The organism is Nonomuraea sp. KM88 (genome assembly GCF_052245635.1).
Taxonomy (GTDB): Bacteria; Actinomycetota; Actinomycetes; order Streptosporangiales; family Streptosporangiaceae; genus Nonomuraea.
In genome coordinates, this window is the sequence record NZ_JBQQCC010000005.1 from 488,827 (window position 1) to 505,825 (window position 16,999).

Annotated in this window: 14 protein-coding genes; 4 read left to right on the forward strand and 10 right to left on the reverse strand. The window is 70.2% G+C overall.

Going from position 1 to position 16,999, the window contains the following annotated elements:
- Window positions 1-83: 83 nt before the first annotated feature.
- Entirely contained in the window at window positions 84-965 is an 882-nt protein-coding gene (locus ACTWPV_RS18950) for a helix-turn-helix domain-containing protein (RefSeq protein ID WP_443152773.1), read from the reverse strand.
- Between the two features lie 275 nt (window positions 966-1,240).
- Here ACTWPV_RS18950 and ACTWPV_RS18955 point away from each other — a divergent pair, with 275 nt between their 5' ends.
- A complete protein-coding gene (locus ACTWPV_RS18955; protein WP_443152774.1) occupies window positions 1,241-2,458 on the forward strand; it encodes a GDSL-type esterase/lipase family protein in 1,218 nt (405 codons plus the stop codon).
- Here ACTWPV_RS18955 and ACTWPV_RS18960 read toward each other — a convergent pair.
- Both ACTWPV_RS18960 and ACTWPV_RS18965 read right to left on the reverse strand, forming a co-directional pair.
- On the reverse strand, window positions 2,455-2,889 hold the full coding sequence (locus ACTWPV_RS18960; protein WP_443152775.1) for an ester cyclase: 435 nt from the start codon (window positions 2,887-2,889) through the stop codon (window positions 2,455-2,457). The genes ACTWPV_RS18955 and ACTWPV_RS18960 overlap by 4 nt on opposite strands.
- Before the next feature lie 69 nt (window positions 2,890-2,958).
- Window positions 2,959-3,330: a DoxX family protein gene (locus tag ACTWPV_RS18965; RefSeq protein ID WP_347648210.1), complete on the reverse strand. Its 372-nt coding sequence runs from the start codon at window positions 3,328-3,330 to the stop codon at window positions 2,959-2,961.
- Between the two features lie 334 nt (window positions 3,331-3,664).
- Between ACTWPV_RS18965 and ACTWPV_RS18970 the strand changes: the two genes are divergently transcribed.
- Window positions 3,665-6,142 (forward strand): excinuclease ABC subunit UvrA, encoded by a 2,478-nt coding sequence (locus ACTWPV_RS18970; RefSeq protein ID WP_443152776.1) that lies wholly within the window; start codon window positions 3,665-3,667, stop codon window positions 6,140-6,142.
- A 12-nt stretch (window positions 6,143-6,154) separates the two neighbouring features.
- On the opposite strand, the gene ACTWPV_RS18975 is transcribed toward ACTWPV_RS18970, so the two are convergent.
- From ACTWPV_RS18975 to ACTWPV_RS18985, 3 genes are all read right to left on the reverse strand, one after another.
- On the reverse strand, window positions 6,155-6,811 hold the full coding sequence (locus ACTWPV_RS18975; protein ID WP_443152777.1) for a TetR/AcrR family transcriptional regulator: 657 nt from the start codon (window positions 6,809-6,811) through the stop codon (window positions 6,155-6,157).
- Window positions 6,808-8,328, reverse strand: coding sequence for an N-acyl homoserine lactonase family protein (locus tag ACTWPV_RS18980; RefSeq protein ID WP_443152778.1), 1,521 nt, complete (start codon window positions 8,326-8,328; stop codon window positions 6,808-6,810). Before ACTWPV_RS18980 ends, ACTWPV_RS18975 begins: the two co-directional genes overlap by 4 nt.
- Before the next feature lie 88 nt (window positions 8,329-8,416).
- Window positions 8,417-9,277, reverse strand: a complete 861-nt coding sequence (locus ACTWPV_RS18985) for a class I SAM-dependent methyltransferase (RefSeq protein ID WP_443152779.1) — start codon at window positions 9,275-9,277, stop codon at window positions 8,417-8,419.
- Between the two features lie 134 nt (window positions 9,278-9,411).
- On the opposite strand from ACTWPV_RS18985, the gene ACTWPV_RS18990 reads away from it, so the two are divergent.
- The gene (locus tag ACTWPV_RS18990) at window positions 9,412-10,566 is read left to right on the forward strand and encodes a hypothetical protein (protein WP_443152780.1); all 1,155 of its coding nucleotides are present in this window, start codon (window positions 9,412-9,414) and stop codon (window positions 10,564-10,566) included.
- 289 nt (window positions 10,567-10,855) lie between these two features.
- Here ACTWPV_RS18990 and ACTWPV_RS18995 read toward each other — a convergent pair whose 3' ends face one another.
- From ACTWPV_RS18995 to ACTWPV_RS19010, 4 genes are all read right to left on the reverse strand, one after another.
- Window positions 10,856-11,338: a carboxymuconolactone decarboxylase family protein gene (locus tag ACTWPV_RS18995; protein WP_443152781.1), complete on the reverse strand. Its 483-nt coding sequence runs from the start codon at window positions 11,336-11,338 to the stop codon at window positions 10,856-10,858.
- 87 nt (window positions 11,339-11,425) lie between these two features.
- A complete protein-coding gene (locus tag ACTWPV_RS19000; protein WP_443152782.1) occupies window positions 11,426-12,871 on the reverse strand; it encodes an MFS transporter in 1,446 nt (481 codons plus the stop codon).
- Window positions 12,868-14,028 (reverse strand): serine hydrolase domain-containing protein, encoded by a 1,161-nt coding sequence (locus ACTWPV_RS19005; RefSeq protein ID WP_443152783.1) that lies wholly within the window; start codon window positions 14,026-14,028, stop codon window positions 12,868-12,870. Before ACTWPV_RS19005 ends, ACTWPV_RS19000 begins: the two co-directional genes overlap by 4 nt.
- A gap of 170 nt (window positions 14,029-14,198) precedes the next feature.
- Window positions 14,199-15,128, reverse strand: a complete 930-nt coding sequence (locus ACTWPV_RS19010; RefSeq protein ID WP_443152784.1) for a helix-turn-helix domain-containing protein — start codon at window positions 15,126-15,128, stop codon at window positions 14,199-14,201.
- A 210-nt stretch (window positions 15,129-15,338) separates the two neighbouring features.
- Here ACTWPV_RS19010 and ACTWPV_RS19015 point away from each other — a divergent pair, with 210 nt between their 5' ends.
- Window positions 15,339-16,976 carry a serine hydrolase gene (locus ACTWPV_RS19015; RefSeq protein ID WP_443152785.1) on the forward strand — a complete coding sequence of 546 codons (1,638 nt, stop codon included), beginning with the start codon at window positions 15,339-15,341 and terminating at the stop codon, window positions 16,974-16,976.
- Window positions 16,977-16,999 lie beyond the last annotated feature (23 nt).

Consider the following 16,999-nt stretch of genomic DNA (forward strand, 5'->3'; position numbering starts at 1 on the left):
CGGTGATGGGGAGCGTGTCAACGGGCGAGCGAGCCCCGCGCCGGACGCGTACAGCTCGGCGATCCGGACATGCGGCTCCTCGGCTACGACGGCGGGCTGCCGGAGGCGTCCAGTCCTGATGCCTGGCGGGTGGTGATGGCGGCCAGGCGGCGCAGGGCGGCTTGGGACGGTGAGCCGATGGCGACGGTGAAGACGTCCAGGCTCAGAGGCCGCTCGTCCGGCAGCGGAAGCAATTCGCCGTGCAGTTCGATGCCTCCCACCTCCGGATGCTCCAAGTGGTAGACGCGGTGGGTGACTCCGGCGACGTGCTGGGCGTTCCAGAGCGTGTCGAACGTGGTGCTGACCTCGCGCATCTGCCTGATATGCGCGGCCAACGCGGCGTCGTGGGGGTTGCGGGCGATGAGCGTGCGCAGGTGCGCGACCGCGTCCCGTGCGACCTTGTCCAGATGGTCGCCGTGCAGGCGCCGGAAAACCGGGTCAAGGAAGAGCAGGTGACTCATGGTGCGCCGGTTTCGGGGAATGGCCGCGAAGTCGGTGAAGACGGCGGCGCCGAGCCGGTTCCAGGCGATGACGGTGGTGGAGCTGTCAAGGATGAGCGCCGGAACGCCGTCCAGGGAGGCCAGGAGCTGATGCAGTCCCTGGCGGAGCGCCGGCGCCTGGTGCGTCGAGGCGGGTTCGGGACTGGGGCCGGGATGGACGCGGCGGTGCAGGTACAGGCGTTCGTCCTCGGTCAGGCGAAGCGCGCGGGCGATCGCGTCGAGCACAGCGGCCGAAACGTTCTGGGTGATGCCCTGCTCCAGCCGGGTGTAGTGGGCGACGCTCACCCCGGCGAGCGCGGCCAGTTCCTCGCGCCGCAATCCTGGCACGCGTCGCCGCCCGCCGCGATCGGGTAGGCCCACGTCCGCCGGTCGCAGCTGGCTCCGGCGCGACTGCAGGAACGCCGCGAGATCTCTGTCTCTGCGCATGTCCTGCCGAATTTTACCGAGCCAGGCTGATCAGTCTTTGCGTAGACAAGGTCTGGGCCTGGGTCGCAGCCGTGGGGTGCTCCAGGCTGTCGGCGGGCGGCGCAACGGGCCGTTCGCAACCTTGGAGAAGTTGATGGCCTCACCCACGATCCCGCCAGAACGCCTGTTCGGGCGCCCGTCCGGCGTGGCCGAGGAATGACGGCGTCCATGCTGATCGCGCTCGGCCTTCGCGAGGAACGAGCGAACATGTCCCATGAGAATGGAGGAGAGCACTGATGATGGCTCACAGCGGTCGTGATGAGGCTCTGGAATGGGTGGCGGCCTTCCGATCCGCAGTGATCAGCCCTTACGAGCAGATCCAGCTGACACCGCCACGCGGTTTCCGCGATCAGACGGTACGGCAGACGTTGCTGCCGGCCGGTAGCGGCGAGCGGGTACGTATCTGGCTGACCAACCGCTACGGCAGAGCACCGCTGACGATCGGCACGGTACATGGAGCACGATGTGTGACCGGTGACGAGATCGTGCCGGGAACAGAGCAGGAGGTGCTGTTCGGCGGCGCGGGAGAGGTGACGATCCCGCCGGGCGGCGAGGTGGTCAGCGACCCGGTGAACCTGACCATCGAGGCAGGCGTCGCCTTCGTGCTGGACCTCTACCTGCGGGGCGAGACAGAGCTCGCCACCTTCTCGCACCAGCCCATGGAGACGGCTTACGTCGCGTCGGGTGATCAGGCCGGCGCTCACGTCCTGAGCGGCGCCGAGCAGGTGCCCGCCCGCTTCTATGTCTCCGGCCTGGACGTGCCGGCTCCGGAGCGCACGGCGGTGATCGCGGTGGCGTTCGGTGACTCCTGGTTCGAGGGCGTGGGCACCACGATGGGCGCCAACCGGCGTTCGGTGGACGTGTTGAACGCCCGGCTGGAGCACGGCTGGGTGGTCAACCAGGGCATCGCGGGCAACCGGCTGTTGACCGACGAGGTGGGCGAGCACGGCTTGTCGCGTCTGGAACGCGATGCCCTGTCGGTGCCGGGAGCAACGCATGTACTGGTGCACTTCGGCATCAACGACCTGGGCCTGCCAGGCATGGCCGGACTCCCCCCGGCCACGGCGGAGGACCTGATCGCCGGATTCTCCGTTCTGGCTCGGCGCATCCGCGACCGAGGTCTGACGAGCCTGGCCGCCACCATCGGCCCGTTCGCCGGAGCGATCTATCCGGGGATCACCACGCCGGCGGGGCTGGACGCGCGCCGCCGGGTGAACGGGTGGATCCGGACCAGCGGCGTGTTCGATGCGGTCTTCGACGTCGCGCACGCCGCACAGGACCCGGAGAATCCCGACTTCATCCGGCCAGAGTTCGACAGCGGAGACGGCATGCACCTCAACGATGCCGGCGCCCGCGCCATGGCCGAGGCGGTGGATGTGGCCACGCTCTCACTTCCACAAGATCTTGCCATCGCCAAGGTCACCGAGCCGGACGCCGGAGTGCGCTGTCGCTAGGACGGGATGGCGCCGAGCTGGCGCATCACCGAGAGGATGTCGACGACCGCCCAGGTCTCGGCGATCCGGCCGTCGGCGAAGCGGGCGATGATGATCTCGTTGTACGTGACGGACTTGCCGGTCGGAGCCACCCCCATGTACTCACCCCGGTGCGTCCCGGTCACCGTGTTCCTGGTGACGACCCGGTCCCCCTCGGCGATCACGTCCTCGACCTCGACGTGCAGGTCGGGGAAGGCCCGATGAAGCACGGCGAGCACCTCCTTCATCGCTTGCGTCCCCTTCGTCTCCAGCGGCAGCGGGGTGCGGATCTGCACGTCCGGATCGACCATCTCGTCGATCGTCCTGGCGATGATCTCCGCATCGTCGGTGCTGACGGCGTCATGAAAACGTCGGAGCGTTGCCTTGTTACGTGTCACTTCGGTGGCTGACATACGTTCCCTCCTTGGGTTGATTTCTGGTGTTCGCCGCCGATCGCAGCGAGATGTGCCATGTGGCGCAGGTCACCAGCTGTAAGGGCCGAACCGTCCCCAGGCGACGAGCGCGGCGAGCACGAACAGGACCCCGGGCACCGGCAGCCCGGACAGCTCCCCGCGGCGGATGTGCAGGGCCAGCGCTCCCGCCATCATGATCGCCAGGCCGGTCCCGGCGACCGGCGTCAGGACGGGTGCGATTCCGGTGGCTGCCGGCACGACCAGCCCGATCGCGCCGAGCAACTCCAGCACGCCGATCGACCGCACCGACGCGGGGGAGAAATCCTCGATCCACGCATACTTGGGGACCAGCTTGTCCTTCGGCTGGATCAGCTTCGCCGCGCCGGACAGGGTGAAGACGGCGGCCGCGAAGGCCTGAACGATCCACAGGAACACGTTCATCGACGGGTCTCACCGGGTGTCGTGGGTGCGTGCCTGCTGCGCCGCTCCCGCGGGAGGGCGGAAAGGTTGTCGCTCATGGTGAGGAGACGAACCAGCAGCCGTCGAGGGGACAGGCCCCGCACCCGGCAGGATGCATTCCCGGACGTCGCGTCGGACGACGCGAGGTCCGAGCGCGGACCGATCAGGATTGGAGAAGCGCCGGCCTCCGGCCGTCGCCTAACGTGACCGTCGTGGCAGGAGCGCAGGACGACCACGCGTACGCTCAAGCCTGATCGAGCCAGGCGACGCAAGCCCAAGGCCGCGAGAGGCGGCCCGCCAGAGAGACGGAGACACGATGAGCATGACCACGAGGAACGACCCGCAGTCGCCTGCGCCGCACTCCGCCGACAGCCACGACGTGATCCGCGTGCACGGCGCACGCGTCAACAACCTGAAGGACGTCAGCGTCGAGATCCCGAAGCGCCGGCTGACGGTGTTCACCGGCGTCTCCGGCTCGGGCAAGAGCTCGCTGGTGTTCAGCACGATCGCCGCGGAGTCGCAGCGGCTGATCAACGAGACGTACAGCACCTTCGTGCAGGGCTTCATGCCGTCGCTGGCCAGGCCGGAGGTCGACGTCCTCGACGGACTGACCACCGCGATCATCGTCGATCAGCAGCGGATGGGCGCCGACCCCCGCTCCACCGTCGGCACCGCCACCGACGCCCACGCGATGTTGCGCATCCTCTACAGCCGGATCGGCGAGCCGCACATCGGCTCCCCCCAGGCCTTCTCCTTCAACGTCCCCACGGTCAGGGCGAGCGGCGCGATCACGGTCGAACGCGGCGACAACCGCAAGGCCCAGAAGGCGACGTACACGCGGATCGGCGGCATGTGCGGGCGCTGCGAAGGCCGCGGCACGGTCACCGATCTCGATCTCACCCAGCTCTACGACGACTCCAAGTCGCTCACCGAGGGCGCGTTCACCATCCCGGGATGGAAGTCCGACAGCTTCTGGACGGTACGCGTCTACGCCGAGTCCGGCTTCGTCGACCCCGACAAGCCGATCCGCGACTACACCAAGAAGGAACTGCAGGACTTCCTGTACAAGGAGCCGGTCAAGGTCAAGGTCGACGGCGTCAACCTGACGTACGAAGGCCTGATCCCGAAGATCCAGAAGTCGTTCCTGTCCAAGGACAGGGAGGCCATGCAACCGCACATCCGGGCGTTCGTGGACCGTGCGGTCACCTTCACCACCTGCCCCGAGTGCGACGGCACCCGGCTCAGCGAGGCCGCCCGCTCGTCGCGGATCAAGGGCGTCAACATCGCGGAAGCCTGCGCGATGCAGATCAGCGACCTGGCCGAATGGATCCGCGGCCTCGACCAGCCGTCGGTCGCGCCGCTGCTCGCCAAGCTGCTGCACACCCTCGACTCCTTCGTGGAGATCGGGCTGGGCTACCTCTCGCTCGAGCGGCCGGCGGGCACGCTGTCGGGCGGCGAGGCGCAGCGCACCAAGATGATCCGCCACCTCGGCTCCGCGCTCACCGACGTCACCTACGTCTTCGACGAGCCCACGATCGGCCTGCACCCTCACGACATCCAGCGGATGAACAACCTGCTGCTGCGGCTGCGCGACAAGGGCAACACCGTGCTCGTCGTCGAGCACAAGCCGGAGACGATCGCGATCGCCGAGCACGTCGTCGACCTCGGCCCCGGCGCCGGCACCGCGGGCGGCACCATCTGCTACGAGGGCACCGTCGACGGTTTGCGGGCCAGTGGCACCGTCACCGGTCGCCACCTGGACGACCGCGCCCAGCTCAAGACGTCGGTACGCACCCCGAAGGGCACGCTGGAGATCCGCGGCGCGGACCGCCACAACCTGCAGGACGTCGACGTCGACATCCCGCTCGGCGTCCTCTGCGTGGTCACCGGCGTCGCCGGCTCCGGCAAGAGCTCGCTGATCCACGGCTCCATCCCCGCCTCCGCGGGGGTCGTGTCGGTCGACCAGTCCCCCATCCGCGGCTCGCGGCGCAGCAACCCGGCGACGTACACCGGGCTGCTCGACCCGATCCGCAAGGCGTTCGCCAAGGCCAACGGCGTCAAGCCGGCGTTGTTCAGCGCCAACTCCGAGGGCGCCTGCCCCACCTGCAACGGCGCCGGCGTCATCTACACCGATCTCGGGATGATGTCCGGCGTCACCACCACGTGCGAGGAGTGCGAGGGCAGGCGCTTCGACGCGTCGGTGCTGGAATACCGCCTCGGCGGGCGCGACATCAGCGAGGTGCTGGCGATGCCGGTGACCGAGGCCGAGGAGTTCTTCGGCGCCGGTGAGGCCCGCACGCCCGCCGCGCACGCCATCCTCGGCCGGCTCGCCGACGTCGGGCTCGGCTACCTCAGCCTCGGCCAGCCGCTGACCACGCTGTCCGGCGGCGAGCGCCAGCGGCTGAAGCTGGCCACCCACATGGCCGACAAGGGCGGCGTCTATTCGCCGGCTGCGCCGGCTTCGACACGCTCAATCGGCTCGGGAACGCGAGCAAGCTCGCGTTCCTCTCACCTCAATCGCGTGTACGTCCTCGACGAGCCCACCACCGGCCTGCACCTGGCCGACGTCGAGCAGTTGCTCGGCCTGCTCGACCGGCTCGTCGACGCCGGCAGGTCGGTCATCGTCATCGAGCACCACCAGGCGGTCATGGCGCACGCCGACTGGATCGTCGACCTCGGCCCCGGCGCCGGGCACGACGGCGGGCGGATCGTCTTCGAGGGCACCCCCGCCGACCTCGTCGCCGCCCGTTCCACCCTCACGGGCGAACACCTCGCGGCCTACGTCGGCGCGTGACCGCCGCGCCGGTCACGCGGTCTCCTCAGGCCGGTCGGGGCGCCTCAGCAGCCGGTCGGCCTGGTGGAGCACCTCTTCCAGGTACCGCCGTGCGGCGGCGGGGTCGGCCGGTGCGTCCGGGTCGATGAGCATGCGGTACATGGCCGCGCCCACGACCATGTCGATCACCGTGTCGATCTCCGCGTCGATCTCCGGGTCGGCGTCGCCGTCCGGCCGCCCGTCGCGGCGGGCACGCTCGACGGCGGCGTGGATCGCCCGGCGGCGGGGCTCGATGTACTGCTCGCGGTAGGTGGCCAGGAGTGACGGCCGGGTGACGCTGGAACCGATGAGCTGGGCGAGGATCGCCCGGAAGCGGGCGTCGCCGAAGGTGCGCACCCAGGAGTCCATGAGCTGTTCGCCGGCCGGCTGCGCCGCCGCGTCGGTGTCGGCCCAGACATCGGCCTCGGGGACGAGCGTGCGGGCCCGCTCGATCGCCTGGGTGAGCAGCTCCTCCTTCGACGACCAGCGCCGGTAGACGGTCACCTTGGCCACGCCGGCGCGCTTGGCGATCTGCTCGAAGTTCGCGCCTTCCAGGCCGCGCTCCACGAACAGCTCCAGCGCCGCCTTCATGATCGCCTCGTCCGCCTCGGGGTCGCGAGGCCTGCCCCGGGTGCGCCGCGTGGAGGTCATCCGAACTCCACCCGCCCCCATCGCGCGCCGGACGCCGCAGGAACGAAGCGGGGAGCGTGCCCGGGCCGCAGCCGCCAGCCGGGGGTGAGGACGGCCTCCATGTGCGCGCGCAACTCCCGCAGCCCCTCCTTGCCCGGCGTTCCCTGGGCGAACGCGGACAAGACCCTATCGGACTGGTAGCGGGTGTTGTCGTGGGCGAACAGCGGCACGACGCCGGTGTCGGAGGCCAGCAGGCTCTGGATGCGCCGGGCCGCCTCGATCTGGTGGACCGTGTCGGCCCCGCCGATGGTCATCTGGCGGACCTGGTCGACGGCCAGGTGGGGCAGCGTGTAGAGGGTGTCGCCCATGAACAGGAGGCCGCCTTCGTCCATGCGCAGCAGCACGCACATGTGGCCGGGCGAGTGGCCAGGGGTGGGCAGCAGGATGATGCTGCCGTCGCCGAAGTGGTCCTGGCTGGCCGGGAAGGCGCCGAAGGCGCCGGAGTCGAAGGCTGGGAAGGAGAGGTTCTCCTTGACCAGGTCGAAGGAGTGCGGATAGAACACGCCGTGGTCCCAGTCGCGGCGGTCCAATACCACCGTCGCCCGGGGCAGGTGGCGCAGCCCTCCCGCGTGGTCGTCGTGGACGTGGGTGAGGAACACGGTGGTGACCTCGTCGGCGTCGTAGCCGAGCCGGGCCAGGTGGACCCGCAGGTCCTGCTCGGGGGTCATCTGATACTCGTCGCGCTCGCTCAGCAGGCGCGAGGTCATGTCGTAGTACCCGTCGTGATCGTGGGCCTGCTCCCTGTTGACGCCGGTGTCGACCAGCAGGAGCCCGTGCCGGGGGTGGTCGATGAGGTAGGCGTAGACCGGCACCGTGATCTGCGCCTTGTCCACCAGGGTGCGCACGTAGCCGTTCAGACCCTCCCAGCCGTCCAGGCCGCCGTAGAACTGGCCGTAGGTGACGACGGTGTCGCCGGTGTGGATCGGGAACACCCGCAGGGCACCGTCGTGGACCCGCGGCCGGGCGCCCGGAGCGCGTACGGCCGCCTGCCGCTGTTGCTCGCGCTGGGCCAGCATCTCGCGGCGCCGCCCTTCCACCCGGCTGACCGACAGCCCGCTCAGCACGCCCAGCACCAGCCCGGCACCGCCCAGGAGGAAGGCGCGTCTGGCCTGCCGGACGTGCGGGCCACTAGCCCTCCTGCGTACACGGAGCAGGGCGGCCGCCGCCCATCCCAGGCAGCCCGCGGCGGCGAGGGCCAGCAACACCGGCAGATCGGTGACGTAGTACACGACCGCGAGGTAGAGCCCCAGCGTGCCCAGACCGGCCGGAACCCCGAGGAACGCCAGCACCCGGCGCCGCGTGGACCGCCGGCCGAGCACGCGGGGCCACAGCAGCCCGATCACGGACACCGCCAGCAGCAGCCCGTAGACCAGCAGCAGCGGCGCCGGCACGTTCTTCAACCGCAGGATGACCAGCCAGGCCGCGCCGGCCGTGAGGGCAAGGACGAGTAACCCGACCTTGCCGAGGATCTTCATCATCGGGCCGCCTCTTTTCGTAAACGCATACGGATGCGTATACATAATAGGCCGACCGGGATCGTCACGCGCGCCAGGAGGTCGCGAACCCTCAGCGAGGGCGGCGGAGCTGCCAGATGATCAGGGCGGGGGTGTCGTGGTAGGCGGCCGCGGCCGCCTCCGGGCACCGCTGCTGGGCGAGCGGGCCGCCGTGCCCGCCGCGCAGCTCGCCCCACCGGGGTTCGTGGCAGGCCACGATCTCCAGCCCCGCCTCATGGATGGCGGCGATGTAGTCGCCGGCCAGGAACCGGCCGGCCGGCATCGCCCGCAGCCCGCCGTCCGGCCCGCCCACCTTGGCCACGCCGCCCAGGTAGAGCGAGAGCACGTGGATGTCCGACAGCACGACGTGGCCGCCGGGCTTGGCCACCCGGGCGAACTCCGCCAGCGCCGGCCCGAGGGCCGGCTGGTGGGTCAGCGCCAGCGCACAGACCACCAGGTCGAAGCTCGCGGAGCCGACCGGCAGGTCGTGCAGGTCCGCCTGGTGGAACGTGCCGTCCGGGACCTTGGCCCGGGCCAGGGCCAGCATCTCCGCCGACGAGTCCGTGCCGACGACCTCGTGCCCGAGCCCGGCCAGGAACGCGGCGTGCCTTCCCGTGCCACAGGCGACGTCGAGGGCCCGGCCCGCCGGCAGCGTGGTGAAGATGCGCCGGACCTGCGGTTCCTCCACCGCGATCAGCGGGTTCTCCTCGGAGTCGTACCGATCGGCCCACTGGGCGTATCCCTCGACCGTGGTGGCGTGGCCGACGACGGTGCCCGCGCTCGACGCCAGGTCCCGGTCGGCGGCCAGCCTGCGGATCTCGGCGATCCGCGCCTTCACGAACTCCTCGTCGCCGAGGTCCCCGGCCTGGGCGCGCAGCAGCGCCACGCCTTCGAGCGCCAGCAGCCAGGCCAGCGGATGAGCGTACGAGGGCATGACGGGCATGGTAGGAAACACGGCCCGGCCGGAGCCACTCGATTTCCCCGGGCGTCGGCGTGGCGCCGCCGCTGGGGACGCGCCCGCCGAAATCCGTTCGCTCGCTCCATCGGAAGCCCGTTAGTGTCACGCAGATGAGCGACGTACGCGTGCCCTTGCTCTGGCTCTCGGGGCCGACAGGCGTGGGGAAGTCCTCGGCCGGCTGGGAGCTCTTCGCGCAGCTGAGCCGGAGCGGCGTCAAGACCGCGTTCGTCGACGCCGACCAGATCAGCCTGTGCTATCCCATGCCGGAGGGCACGACGCATCACGTTCGTGCGAAGAACCTGGCCGCGATGTTGCCGAACTTCCTGGCGGAAGGCGTGCGATGTCTCGTCCTTGCCGGCTTCGTCCACACCGCCGAAGAGGTTCGCACGTACACCGACCTTCTTCCCGAGGCCGCGTTCACGCTGTGCCGGCTGCGCGTCGACAGCGCCGAGCTCAAGGAACGGTTCCTCGGGCGGGGGTGGCGCCCGGACCTGGTGGAGGACGCGCTCGCCGAGGCCGCGGCCCTGGAACGCAGCGACTACGCCGACGTGTGCGTGGACACCGGCGGGGTCACGGTGTCCGAGGCCGCCCGGCTGGTCCGTGAGCGGTCGGGGGGATGGCCAGGTGTCCTTCCCGCCGCGACGCCCGAGAGTTCCGTCGCCCTGCGGAGCCGTCCGCCTGCTCTCCGAGGGGACGCCGCGCCGTTCCCCGTGCTGTGGCTCTGCGGTGCCACGGCGGTGGGAAAGTCGACGGTCGGGTACGAGATCTTCCGGCAGATCCACGAAACCGGTGTGCGAGCCGCCTATGCCGATGTGCAGCAGATCGGTGCGCTGCGTCCCCACATGGACGGCCATGACCTCAAGGCGCGTAACCTCGCGGCCGTCTGGAGCGGATATCGCGCGATGGGCGCCCGGTGCCTGGTCGTCTCCGGGGAGGCCGACTCCGACGACGTCGTCCGTGGCTACGGCCAGTCGCTGCCCGGAGCGGCCTTGACCGTGTGCCGCCTGCACGCCGGACCGGCGACGCTGGCCGGGCGGGTCGCGCAGCGTGGCCGGGGCGGCGGGCCGGCCATACCGGGTGACGAGCTGCGAGGGCTGGGCTCCGACTCCCTGCACCGCATCGCCGAACGGGCGGCGCGCGAGGCCGAGCTGCTCGACCGTGCCGGGGCAGGTCAGCTGCGCGTCGAGACCGACGGCCGGCCGGCCGGCGAGGTGGCCACGGACGTACGCGTACGCAGCGGTGGTTGGCCCTTCCTCTCCGGCTGACCGACGTCATCGCACAGGGCGATCCTCCCGACGCGGACACGGAAGGCGCTTGGTCATGTTCGAGTCCCTCGGGTCGAGCGCGGATCGGCGGTCAGTGCGTCGCGGGGTTCTGTGACCTCGGGGCGCTTCGAAGATCGCTTCCCGGAGGACCGGTGCTCGTTTCCCCGATTCGCGAGGTTCTGATCGTCAGGTGTCCCGCGCGGGTCCGTCACCTGGGCCCGGCCCCGATCTGACTCCTGGACAGGGCGAGGCAGGGGTTGCCGTGTCCTCGCCCTGGGCGTTCTGGGCGTTACGGCCTCCACTGCTCCGCCGGCGACGCACCCGGCAGCGGCTTGCCGATGAGGGCGAGCGGGAGGAAGAAGCAGACCTGGCCGATGGCCATGATCAGCGTGGCGAGCGCCTTGTCGTCGTACTGCTCGGACGCCTGGGCGTAGAGCTCGTCGGGGACGCGCTCGCCCCACGGGTTCGGGGTGAGCACGGATTCGACCAGTTCGAGCGCGATGCGTTCGGCGTCGGTGAAGTACGGCGCGTCCCGCCAGGAGGCCACCGCGGTGATGCTCCCCTCGGTGGCGCCGGCCTTACGGAGGTTGCCGGTGTGCAGGGCGGTCAGGTACGTGCTGCCGACGATCTGGCCGGCGCGCAGCTGGACCAGGCTGATGGTGGTCTGCGGGATCGTGCCGTTCCCGGTCGCCTTGTGCAGGGCGCCGCCGATGTCCTTGAGTTCGGGGACGAGCACGGCGGGGTTGGGCAGGCGCGACTCGGTGGTGGTCATGGTGGGGGTTCCCTTCTGGATCTCAGGTGGTGGATCACTGCTCTGACGGATCACATGGGGCGAAGGTGACCGGTGAGGCGGTCGATTTCATCCGGGCGTGCCGCCGAGGGTTTCCGGCGTTGGCTCGGTGTCCCGGTTCGTGGGCCGGGGGCGCAGAAGGAGGCCGGCGGTGAGGATGGCGGCCAGGTAGAAGGCGCCCGCGCCGAGCATGCCGGCGGTGTAGCCGCTGGTGAGCGCGTCGGGCAGAGGAGTGCCTGCCGGTTGGCTCGTGGTGGCGGTGACGGCGATGCCGGCCAGGACGGCCAGACCGAGGGCGCCGCCGATCTGCTGGCTGGTGTTGACCAAGCCGGAGGCGATGCCGGAGTCGCGCGAGGCGACGCCCTGTACGCCGCCGATGGTGGCCGCGACGAAGCCGATGCCCAGGCCGATGCCGCCGGCGAGCTGGGCGGGTAGCAGCACGAGCAGGGGGTTCTGGTCCGGGGTCAGCAGACTGAACCAGCCCATCGCCGCGGCGGCCACCGTCATCCCGGTCGCCAGGACGATCCGGGTGGAGGTGCGGGCCTGCAGTCTGGGGCCGATGACGCCGGAGCCGAGGCCGATGCCGATGGCGAACGGCAGATAGGCCAGTCCGGTGATCACGGGCGAGTACTGCTTGATCGTCTGCATGTACAGGGTGAGGAAGTAGAAGGTGGCCAACTGCCCGGCGCCCATGAGCAGCATGACCAGGTTGGCGCCGAGCCTGCCGCGGTCGGCCAGCACGCCTGACGGCAGTATCGGGCTGCGCGCGCTGCGTTGGATGAACGTGAACGCCACGAGCAGGGCGACGGCGATCGCGCCGAAGGTCACGGTGAGCCCGTCGCCGACACCATGCGAGCCGGCCCGGTTGATCGCGTATACCAGCGCACCGAGGGCGAGCGTCGCCGTGGCCGCGCCGGGCAGGTCGAGGCCGCCGCTCTTGCGAGTGCCGGGCACCAGAGCGAATGTCCCAGCCAGGACCAGCAGCGCGATGGGGATGTTGACAAACATGATCCATCGCCAGCCCACATACTCGGTGAGTGCGCCGCCCAGCAGCAGGCCGGCAATCGAACCGAGGCCGCCCATGGCGCCGTACACGCCGAGCGCCTTGTTGCGCGCCGGCCCGGCGGCAAAGGTGTCGGCCAGCAGGGACAGCGCGGCCGGGGCGACGATCGCGGCGCCGACGCCCTGCAGGACCCGGGCGGCGACCAGCATGCTCCCGTTGCCGGCCAGGCCGCCCAGAAGGGACGCGGCCAGGAAGACGACCAGTCCGGCGCGGAACAGTCTTCGGCGGCCGAACAGGTCGCCGGCGCGGCCGCCGGCCAGCAACAGGCCGCCGAAGGCCAGGGCGTAGGCGGTGAGCACCCAGTCCAGGTCGGCCTCGGCGATGCCGAGCCCGGTTCCGATAACGGGCAGGCCCACGGTCACGATGGTGCCGTCCATCACCACCAGCAGTTGCGCGGCCGCGATCACCAGCAGCGCCAAGCGGGTGTTGCGGGTTTCGGAGTGAGAGGTCATGCCTGCTCCTCAAGAGCGGTGGTGGCGCCGTGGACGGCGGCGGCGAGCTGGTCGTGCTCGGGGTAGGACCAGGCGAAGCCGAAGCGGCGGCGGGTGTAGCCGAAGGCGATGCCGGTGGCCGGGTCGGCGAAGGACTCCGAGCCGGCCGAGCCGTCGTGGCCGAACGCGTTGGCGCTGAGGAAGCCGTACCGCAGCCCTTTGGCCTGGAAGCCGACCGCGTAGTTGCCCTGGTCGCCGCGGACCAGGTCGGCGCCGGTGGAGTGCAGCATGGAGAACTCGCCGACGGTGTCCGCCTTGAGGAGCGGAGGCTGCCCGTCGATCCCCCAGACGGCCGCCGCGTACAGGCCGGCCAGCCCGCGCGCGCTGCCCACCCCGCCGGCCGACGCCTGGCCGCCCGCGCGCACGGCGCGAGCGTTGGCGAACGCCACCTGGTCCAGGGGCGGCGTGCTGTTGAGCCCGTAACCGATGCCGAGGATGCTGTGCGGGCCGGGCAGGTTCGACCAGAACGCGGCCTCCTGATCCGGCGTGGCCGTCCACCACCGGATCGGCCGGAACCGGCCCTCTTCGGCCGCGGGCAGCCCCAGGTACAGGTCGAGCCCGTACGGCACCCGGATGCGCTCGTCGTAGACCTGCTGCAGCGACTGCCCGGTCACCCGCCGGATCACCTCGTTCACCATGGCGAACGAGACGAACCCGCCGTAGCCGTAGGCCGAACCCGGCCGCCAGTACGGCCGCTGCCCGGCCAGGCGGCGCGCGATCACCGCGTCGTCGGCCAGCTCGGCCGCCGGCAGCCCGCCGTCGACACCGATGACGCCCGAGCGGTGCGTCAGCACGTCCCGCAGCGTGATTCCGCCCTTGCCGGCCGCGGCGAACTCCGGCCAGTGCCGGGCCACCGGCTCGTCGAGATCGAGGACCCCCTCCTGCACCAGCAGCGCCGCCACCAGCGTCGCGGCACCCTTGGTGGAGGAGTACACCCCGGTCAGCGTGTCACCGCTCACCTCCGAACCCGCCCACAGGTCCACCACCCGCCGGCCGTGCGCGTAGGCGGTCAACTGCGAGCCCACCTGACCGTCCTGCTCCGCCACCACCGCGGCGAACTCCTCGCGCACCTGCTCGAAGCCGTCCGCCACCGTTCCGTGGACATCCATCCTGCTCATCGTTCGGCAACCCTTCGTCAGGAGTGTTGGTCGCCGGCATGACGGATGGTCCGCAGGAAAGGTGACCGGGTGCGTTCGCGGTCACCTTTCACTGCTTTGATGCGTCAGGTGTCTGACATGGCTGAGATGAGAGGAATGGTCTCGAGGGCTCCGCATCGATGCGGGTCAGGCTACTCCGACCACAATTTCCCTGTGACTACAGAGAGGCCGTCGCGTTGCGCGGAGCTCAGACGGTCGGGCCTCGGGGTGACGGCGTACGCGCCGCGCCCGCACCGCTCCACCGCGAGCGGGTCGGAGAGGGCAGGACGGCGTCCGATCGTGTCCACGGCGTCGGCCGCCCGCTGGACGGGCCAGTCCAGCGCCGTGGCGAGGTCGTCCACGGTGAGCGGCCGGGCGGCGTGCACCAGTGCGGCCAGCACCGTCAGCGCGTCGCGAACGACGGCGCCGGTGGGACCGCTGTCGTTCATCCGCTCGCTGATCCAGGTGAAGAACCGCGCCATCTCGCCCAGCCGGGCGGCGACGGGCGAGCCGGTGCCGAAGATCTCGATCCCGTGCCGTGCGGCCGCCGCGACCTCGGCGTGCGCCCCGGTGTCGGCTCTGAACGCGTGGAGCCAGACGTCGTCGTCGATGACGTACCGCTCCCGGCGGCCGGAATCCTGCGCGCGCCTGACCAGCTCCATCGCCTCGAGATAGCCGATGGCCTTCGACACCGACGCCGGGCTGACCTGCAGCCGGCGTACGAGCTCGGCGGACGTCAGGCTGCCGGACCCGGAGGCGAGCAGGCAGACGAACACGCGAGCGGGCATCCGGGGAAGGCCGGTGCCGGCCAGCAGGATCGCCAACCGCTCCACGAAACCGTGCACGGGCTCGGCCGGCCGCTCCGCGGCCTGAAGCGCTCTGCGGCGGCGGGCGCGCTGCCCGGCGGCCTGCTGGGCGCGGTCGGCCAGGTAGCCGCCGGGCGCGCTGTTGCGTGCCACTTCGCGGCTGATCGTGGACGTCGGCCTGCCCAGCCGCCTGGCGATCTCGGCGTATCCCAGCCCTTCGGCCAGCCAGATCGCGATCTGCCTGCGATCCTCGTGGGTCAGCCTGCCTCCGGGCATCGGCTCCCTTTCTCTTCGGGTCTGCGCGTGCGTTCGCCACAGTACATTGCAACGACAGCTCGGCAAGAATTGCATTTACCGACACTTCTGTTGCAACGATTCACGTGAAAGCCCATTAATTCGTTGACGGGTCCGGAAAGGCAACGTAGCTTTTGCCTGCTTCGAAGACTCAGAGGTGACGAGGAATCCCTTATGGCGAACATTTTGGACGTGACCCGCATTCGAGCTCGCGTCGCCGAGCTGCTGGCCGAATACCGGATCCCGAGCGCCGCGATCGGCGTCCTCCACGGCGGGCGGACCACCGACTTCGCCGTCGGCGTCACGAGCGTCCTCACGCGGGACCTCGCGACGTCCGGCACCGTCTACCAGTGCGGCTCCGTGTCCAAGACCTGGACCGCCCTCGCCTTCATGCAGCTCGTCGACGAGGGGAAAGTCGCTCTGGACGAGCCGGTGCGGACCTACCTCCCCGATTTCCGGGTGGCCGACCCCGGCGTCAGCGTCAAGGTCACACCCCGCCATCTCCTCAACCACACCCACGGCATCGAGGAGGACTACGGAGATCCGGGCGAGGACGACGACGTGTACGAGCGCATGGTGCGGAACATCGCCGGCGCGCGCCAGGTCCACCCCTTGGGCCACACGCACGGCTACAGCCCGGCCCTGGGCTACGCGATCCTCGCCCGCATCATGGAGGTGACCGACGGCGAGCGATGGGACGACATCATGAAGGATCGCCTGTTCGACCCCTTGGGACTGACCTCGACGAGCAGCCGCCGCGAGCACGTGGATCAGGACCGGGCCGCGACCGGGCACCTGATCCGATCCCTCGAAGAGGGCGCCGTCCTTTCACCGCTTGGTCACCTGCCGCGCTCCTTCGGCCCCGGAGGCAACGTCAACACGACAGCCTCGGAACTGCTCATGATGGCGTACGTCTTCCTCCACGAAGGAAAGGCGCCGAACGGGGCCACGATCGTCTCCCCCGGCATCATCCGCGAGATGACGCAGTCGCGGGTCCCCGTACCTGACCCGTACACGTTCGGGCCGGAATGGGCACTCGGCCTCATCGTGTGCGACTGGCACGGGCAGACCGTCTACGCCCACGACGGCAGCGCGGTCGGCCAGAGCGCACGGCTGCGGATCCTGCCGGAGTCGGGCATCGCCGTCTCGATGCTGGCGAACGCCGGCCCGCGCGACAGCTTCTACCGGAAGGTGTTCAACGAGATCCTGGCCGGCCTGGGCGCGGTCACGATCCCCGGCCTGCCGGAGCCCGACCCCACGCTGGCTCTCGATCTGTCGAGGTACGAAGGCTCCTACGAGCGCCCCGGCACCCGCTACGAGGTGGCGGCCGAGAACGGGAGACTGCACCTCAGATTCTCCCTGAACCCCATGGAGGCGCGAGTCCTCGACAGGCCGGAGCAACTCGACTACGAGCTGCTCCCGATCAGCGAGACCCATTTCTTGATGCCTTCCGACGATCCGTTGGAGGACCCTCAGACCGTCGCCATCTACGACTTCGAGAATGGCGCCGCACGATATCTGCACATCAATTGCCGGGTGAATCCGAGAGTGCCCGAGAGGAGCGGTACGGTGCCCGTCATGGCTGTTTCCACGGTCTCTGACGGCAACGGTTTCTGGGATTCCGTGAAGAAGGCGTACGGCCGGCTTCCCCAGGGCGCCAGGTGGACCCTGGCGGTGGCGAGCACCGACGGGACCAAGGCGGTGAACGTCATCATGCATGACTCGATCGACGGCGTCAGGAACTTCCTCGAGGATCACACCGGCGCCTTCGCCACGACGGACTACTTCGAGGCCGACGCGGCCAACGCGGTCGGCCTCCCGACGCGGTAGCCCTCCTCGCGCAGCCGGACGGC

Bases quoted from the DNA above. Each gene is read 5' to 3' on its own strand.
- ACTWPV_RS18950 (WP_443152773.1), bottom strand. From the start codon at position 965: ATGCGCAGAGACAGAGATCTCGCGGCGTTCCTGCAGTCGCGCCGGAGC.
- ACTWPV_RS18955 (WP_443152774.1), top strand. From the start codon at position 1,241: ATGATGGCTCACAGCGGTCGTGATGAGGCTCTGGAATGGGTGGCGGCC.
- ACTWPV_RS18960 (WP_443152775.1), bottom strand. From the start codon at position 2,889: ATGTCAGCCACCGAAGTGACACGTAACAAGGCAACGCTCCGACGTTTT.
- ACTWPV_RS18965 (WP_347648210.1), bottom strand. From the start codon at position 3,330: ATGAACGTGTTCCTGTGGATCGTTCAGGCCTTCGCGGCCGCCGTCTTC.
- ACTWPV_RS18970 (WP_443152776.1), top strand. From the start codon at position 3,665: ATGAGCATGACCACGAGGAACGACCCGCAGTCGCCTGCGCCGCACTCC.
- ACTWPV_RS18975 (WP_443152777.1), bottom strand. From the start codon at position 6,811: ATGACCTCCACGCGGCGCACCCGGGGCAGGCCTCGCGACCCCGAGGCG.
- ACTWPV_RS18980 (WP_443152778.1), bottom strand. From the start codon at position 8,328: ATGATGAAGATCCTCGGCAAGGTCGGGTTACTCGTCCTTGCCCTCACG.
- ACTWPV_RS18985 (WP_443152779.1), bottom strand. From the start codon at position 9,277: ATGCCCTCGTACGCTCATCCGCTGGCCTGGCTGCTGGCGCTCGAAGGC.
- ACTWPV_RS18990 (WP_443152780.1), top strand. From the start codon at position 9,412: ATGAGCGACGTACGCGTGCCCTTGCTCTGGCTCTCGGGGCCGACAGGC.
- ACTWPV_RS18995 (WP_443152781.1), bottom strand. From the start codon at position 11,338: ATGACCACCACCGAGTCGCGCCTGCCCAACCCCGCCGTGCTCGTCCCC.
- ACTWPV_RS19000 (WP_443152782.1), bottom strand. From the start codon at position 12,871: ATGACCTCTCACTCCGAAACCCGCAACACCCGCTTGGCGCTGCTGGTG.
- ACTWPV_RS19005 (WP_443152783.1), bottom strand. From the start codon at position 14,028: ATGAGCAGGATGGATGTCCACGGAACGGTGGCGGACGGCTTCGAGCAG.
- ACTWPV_RS19010 (WP_443152784.1), bottom strand. From the start codon at position 15,128: ATGCCCGGAGGCAGGCTGACCCACGAGGATCGCAGGCAGATCGCGATC.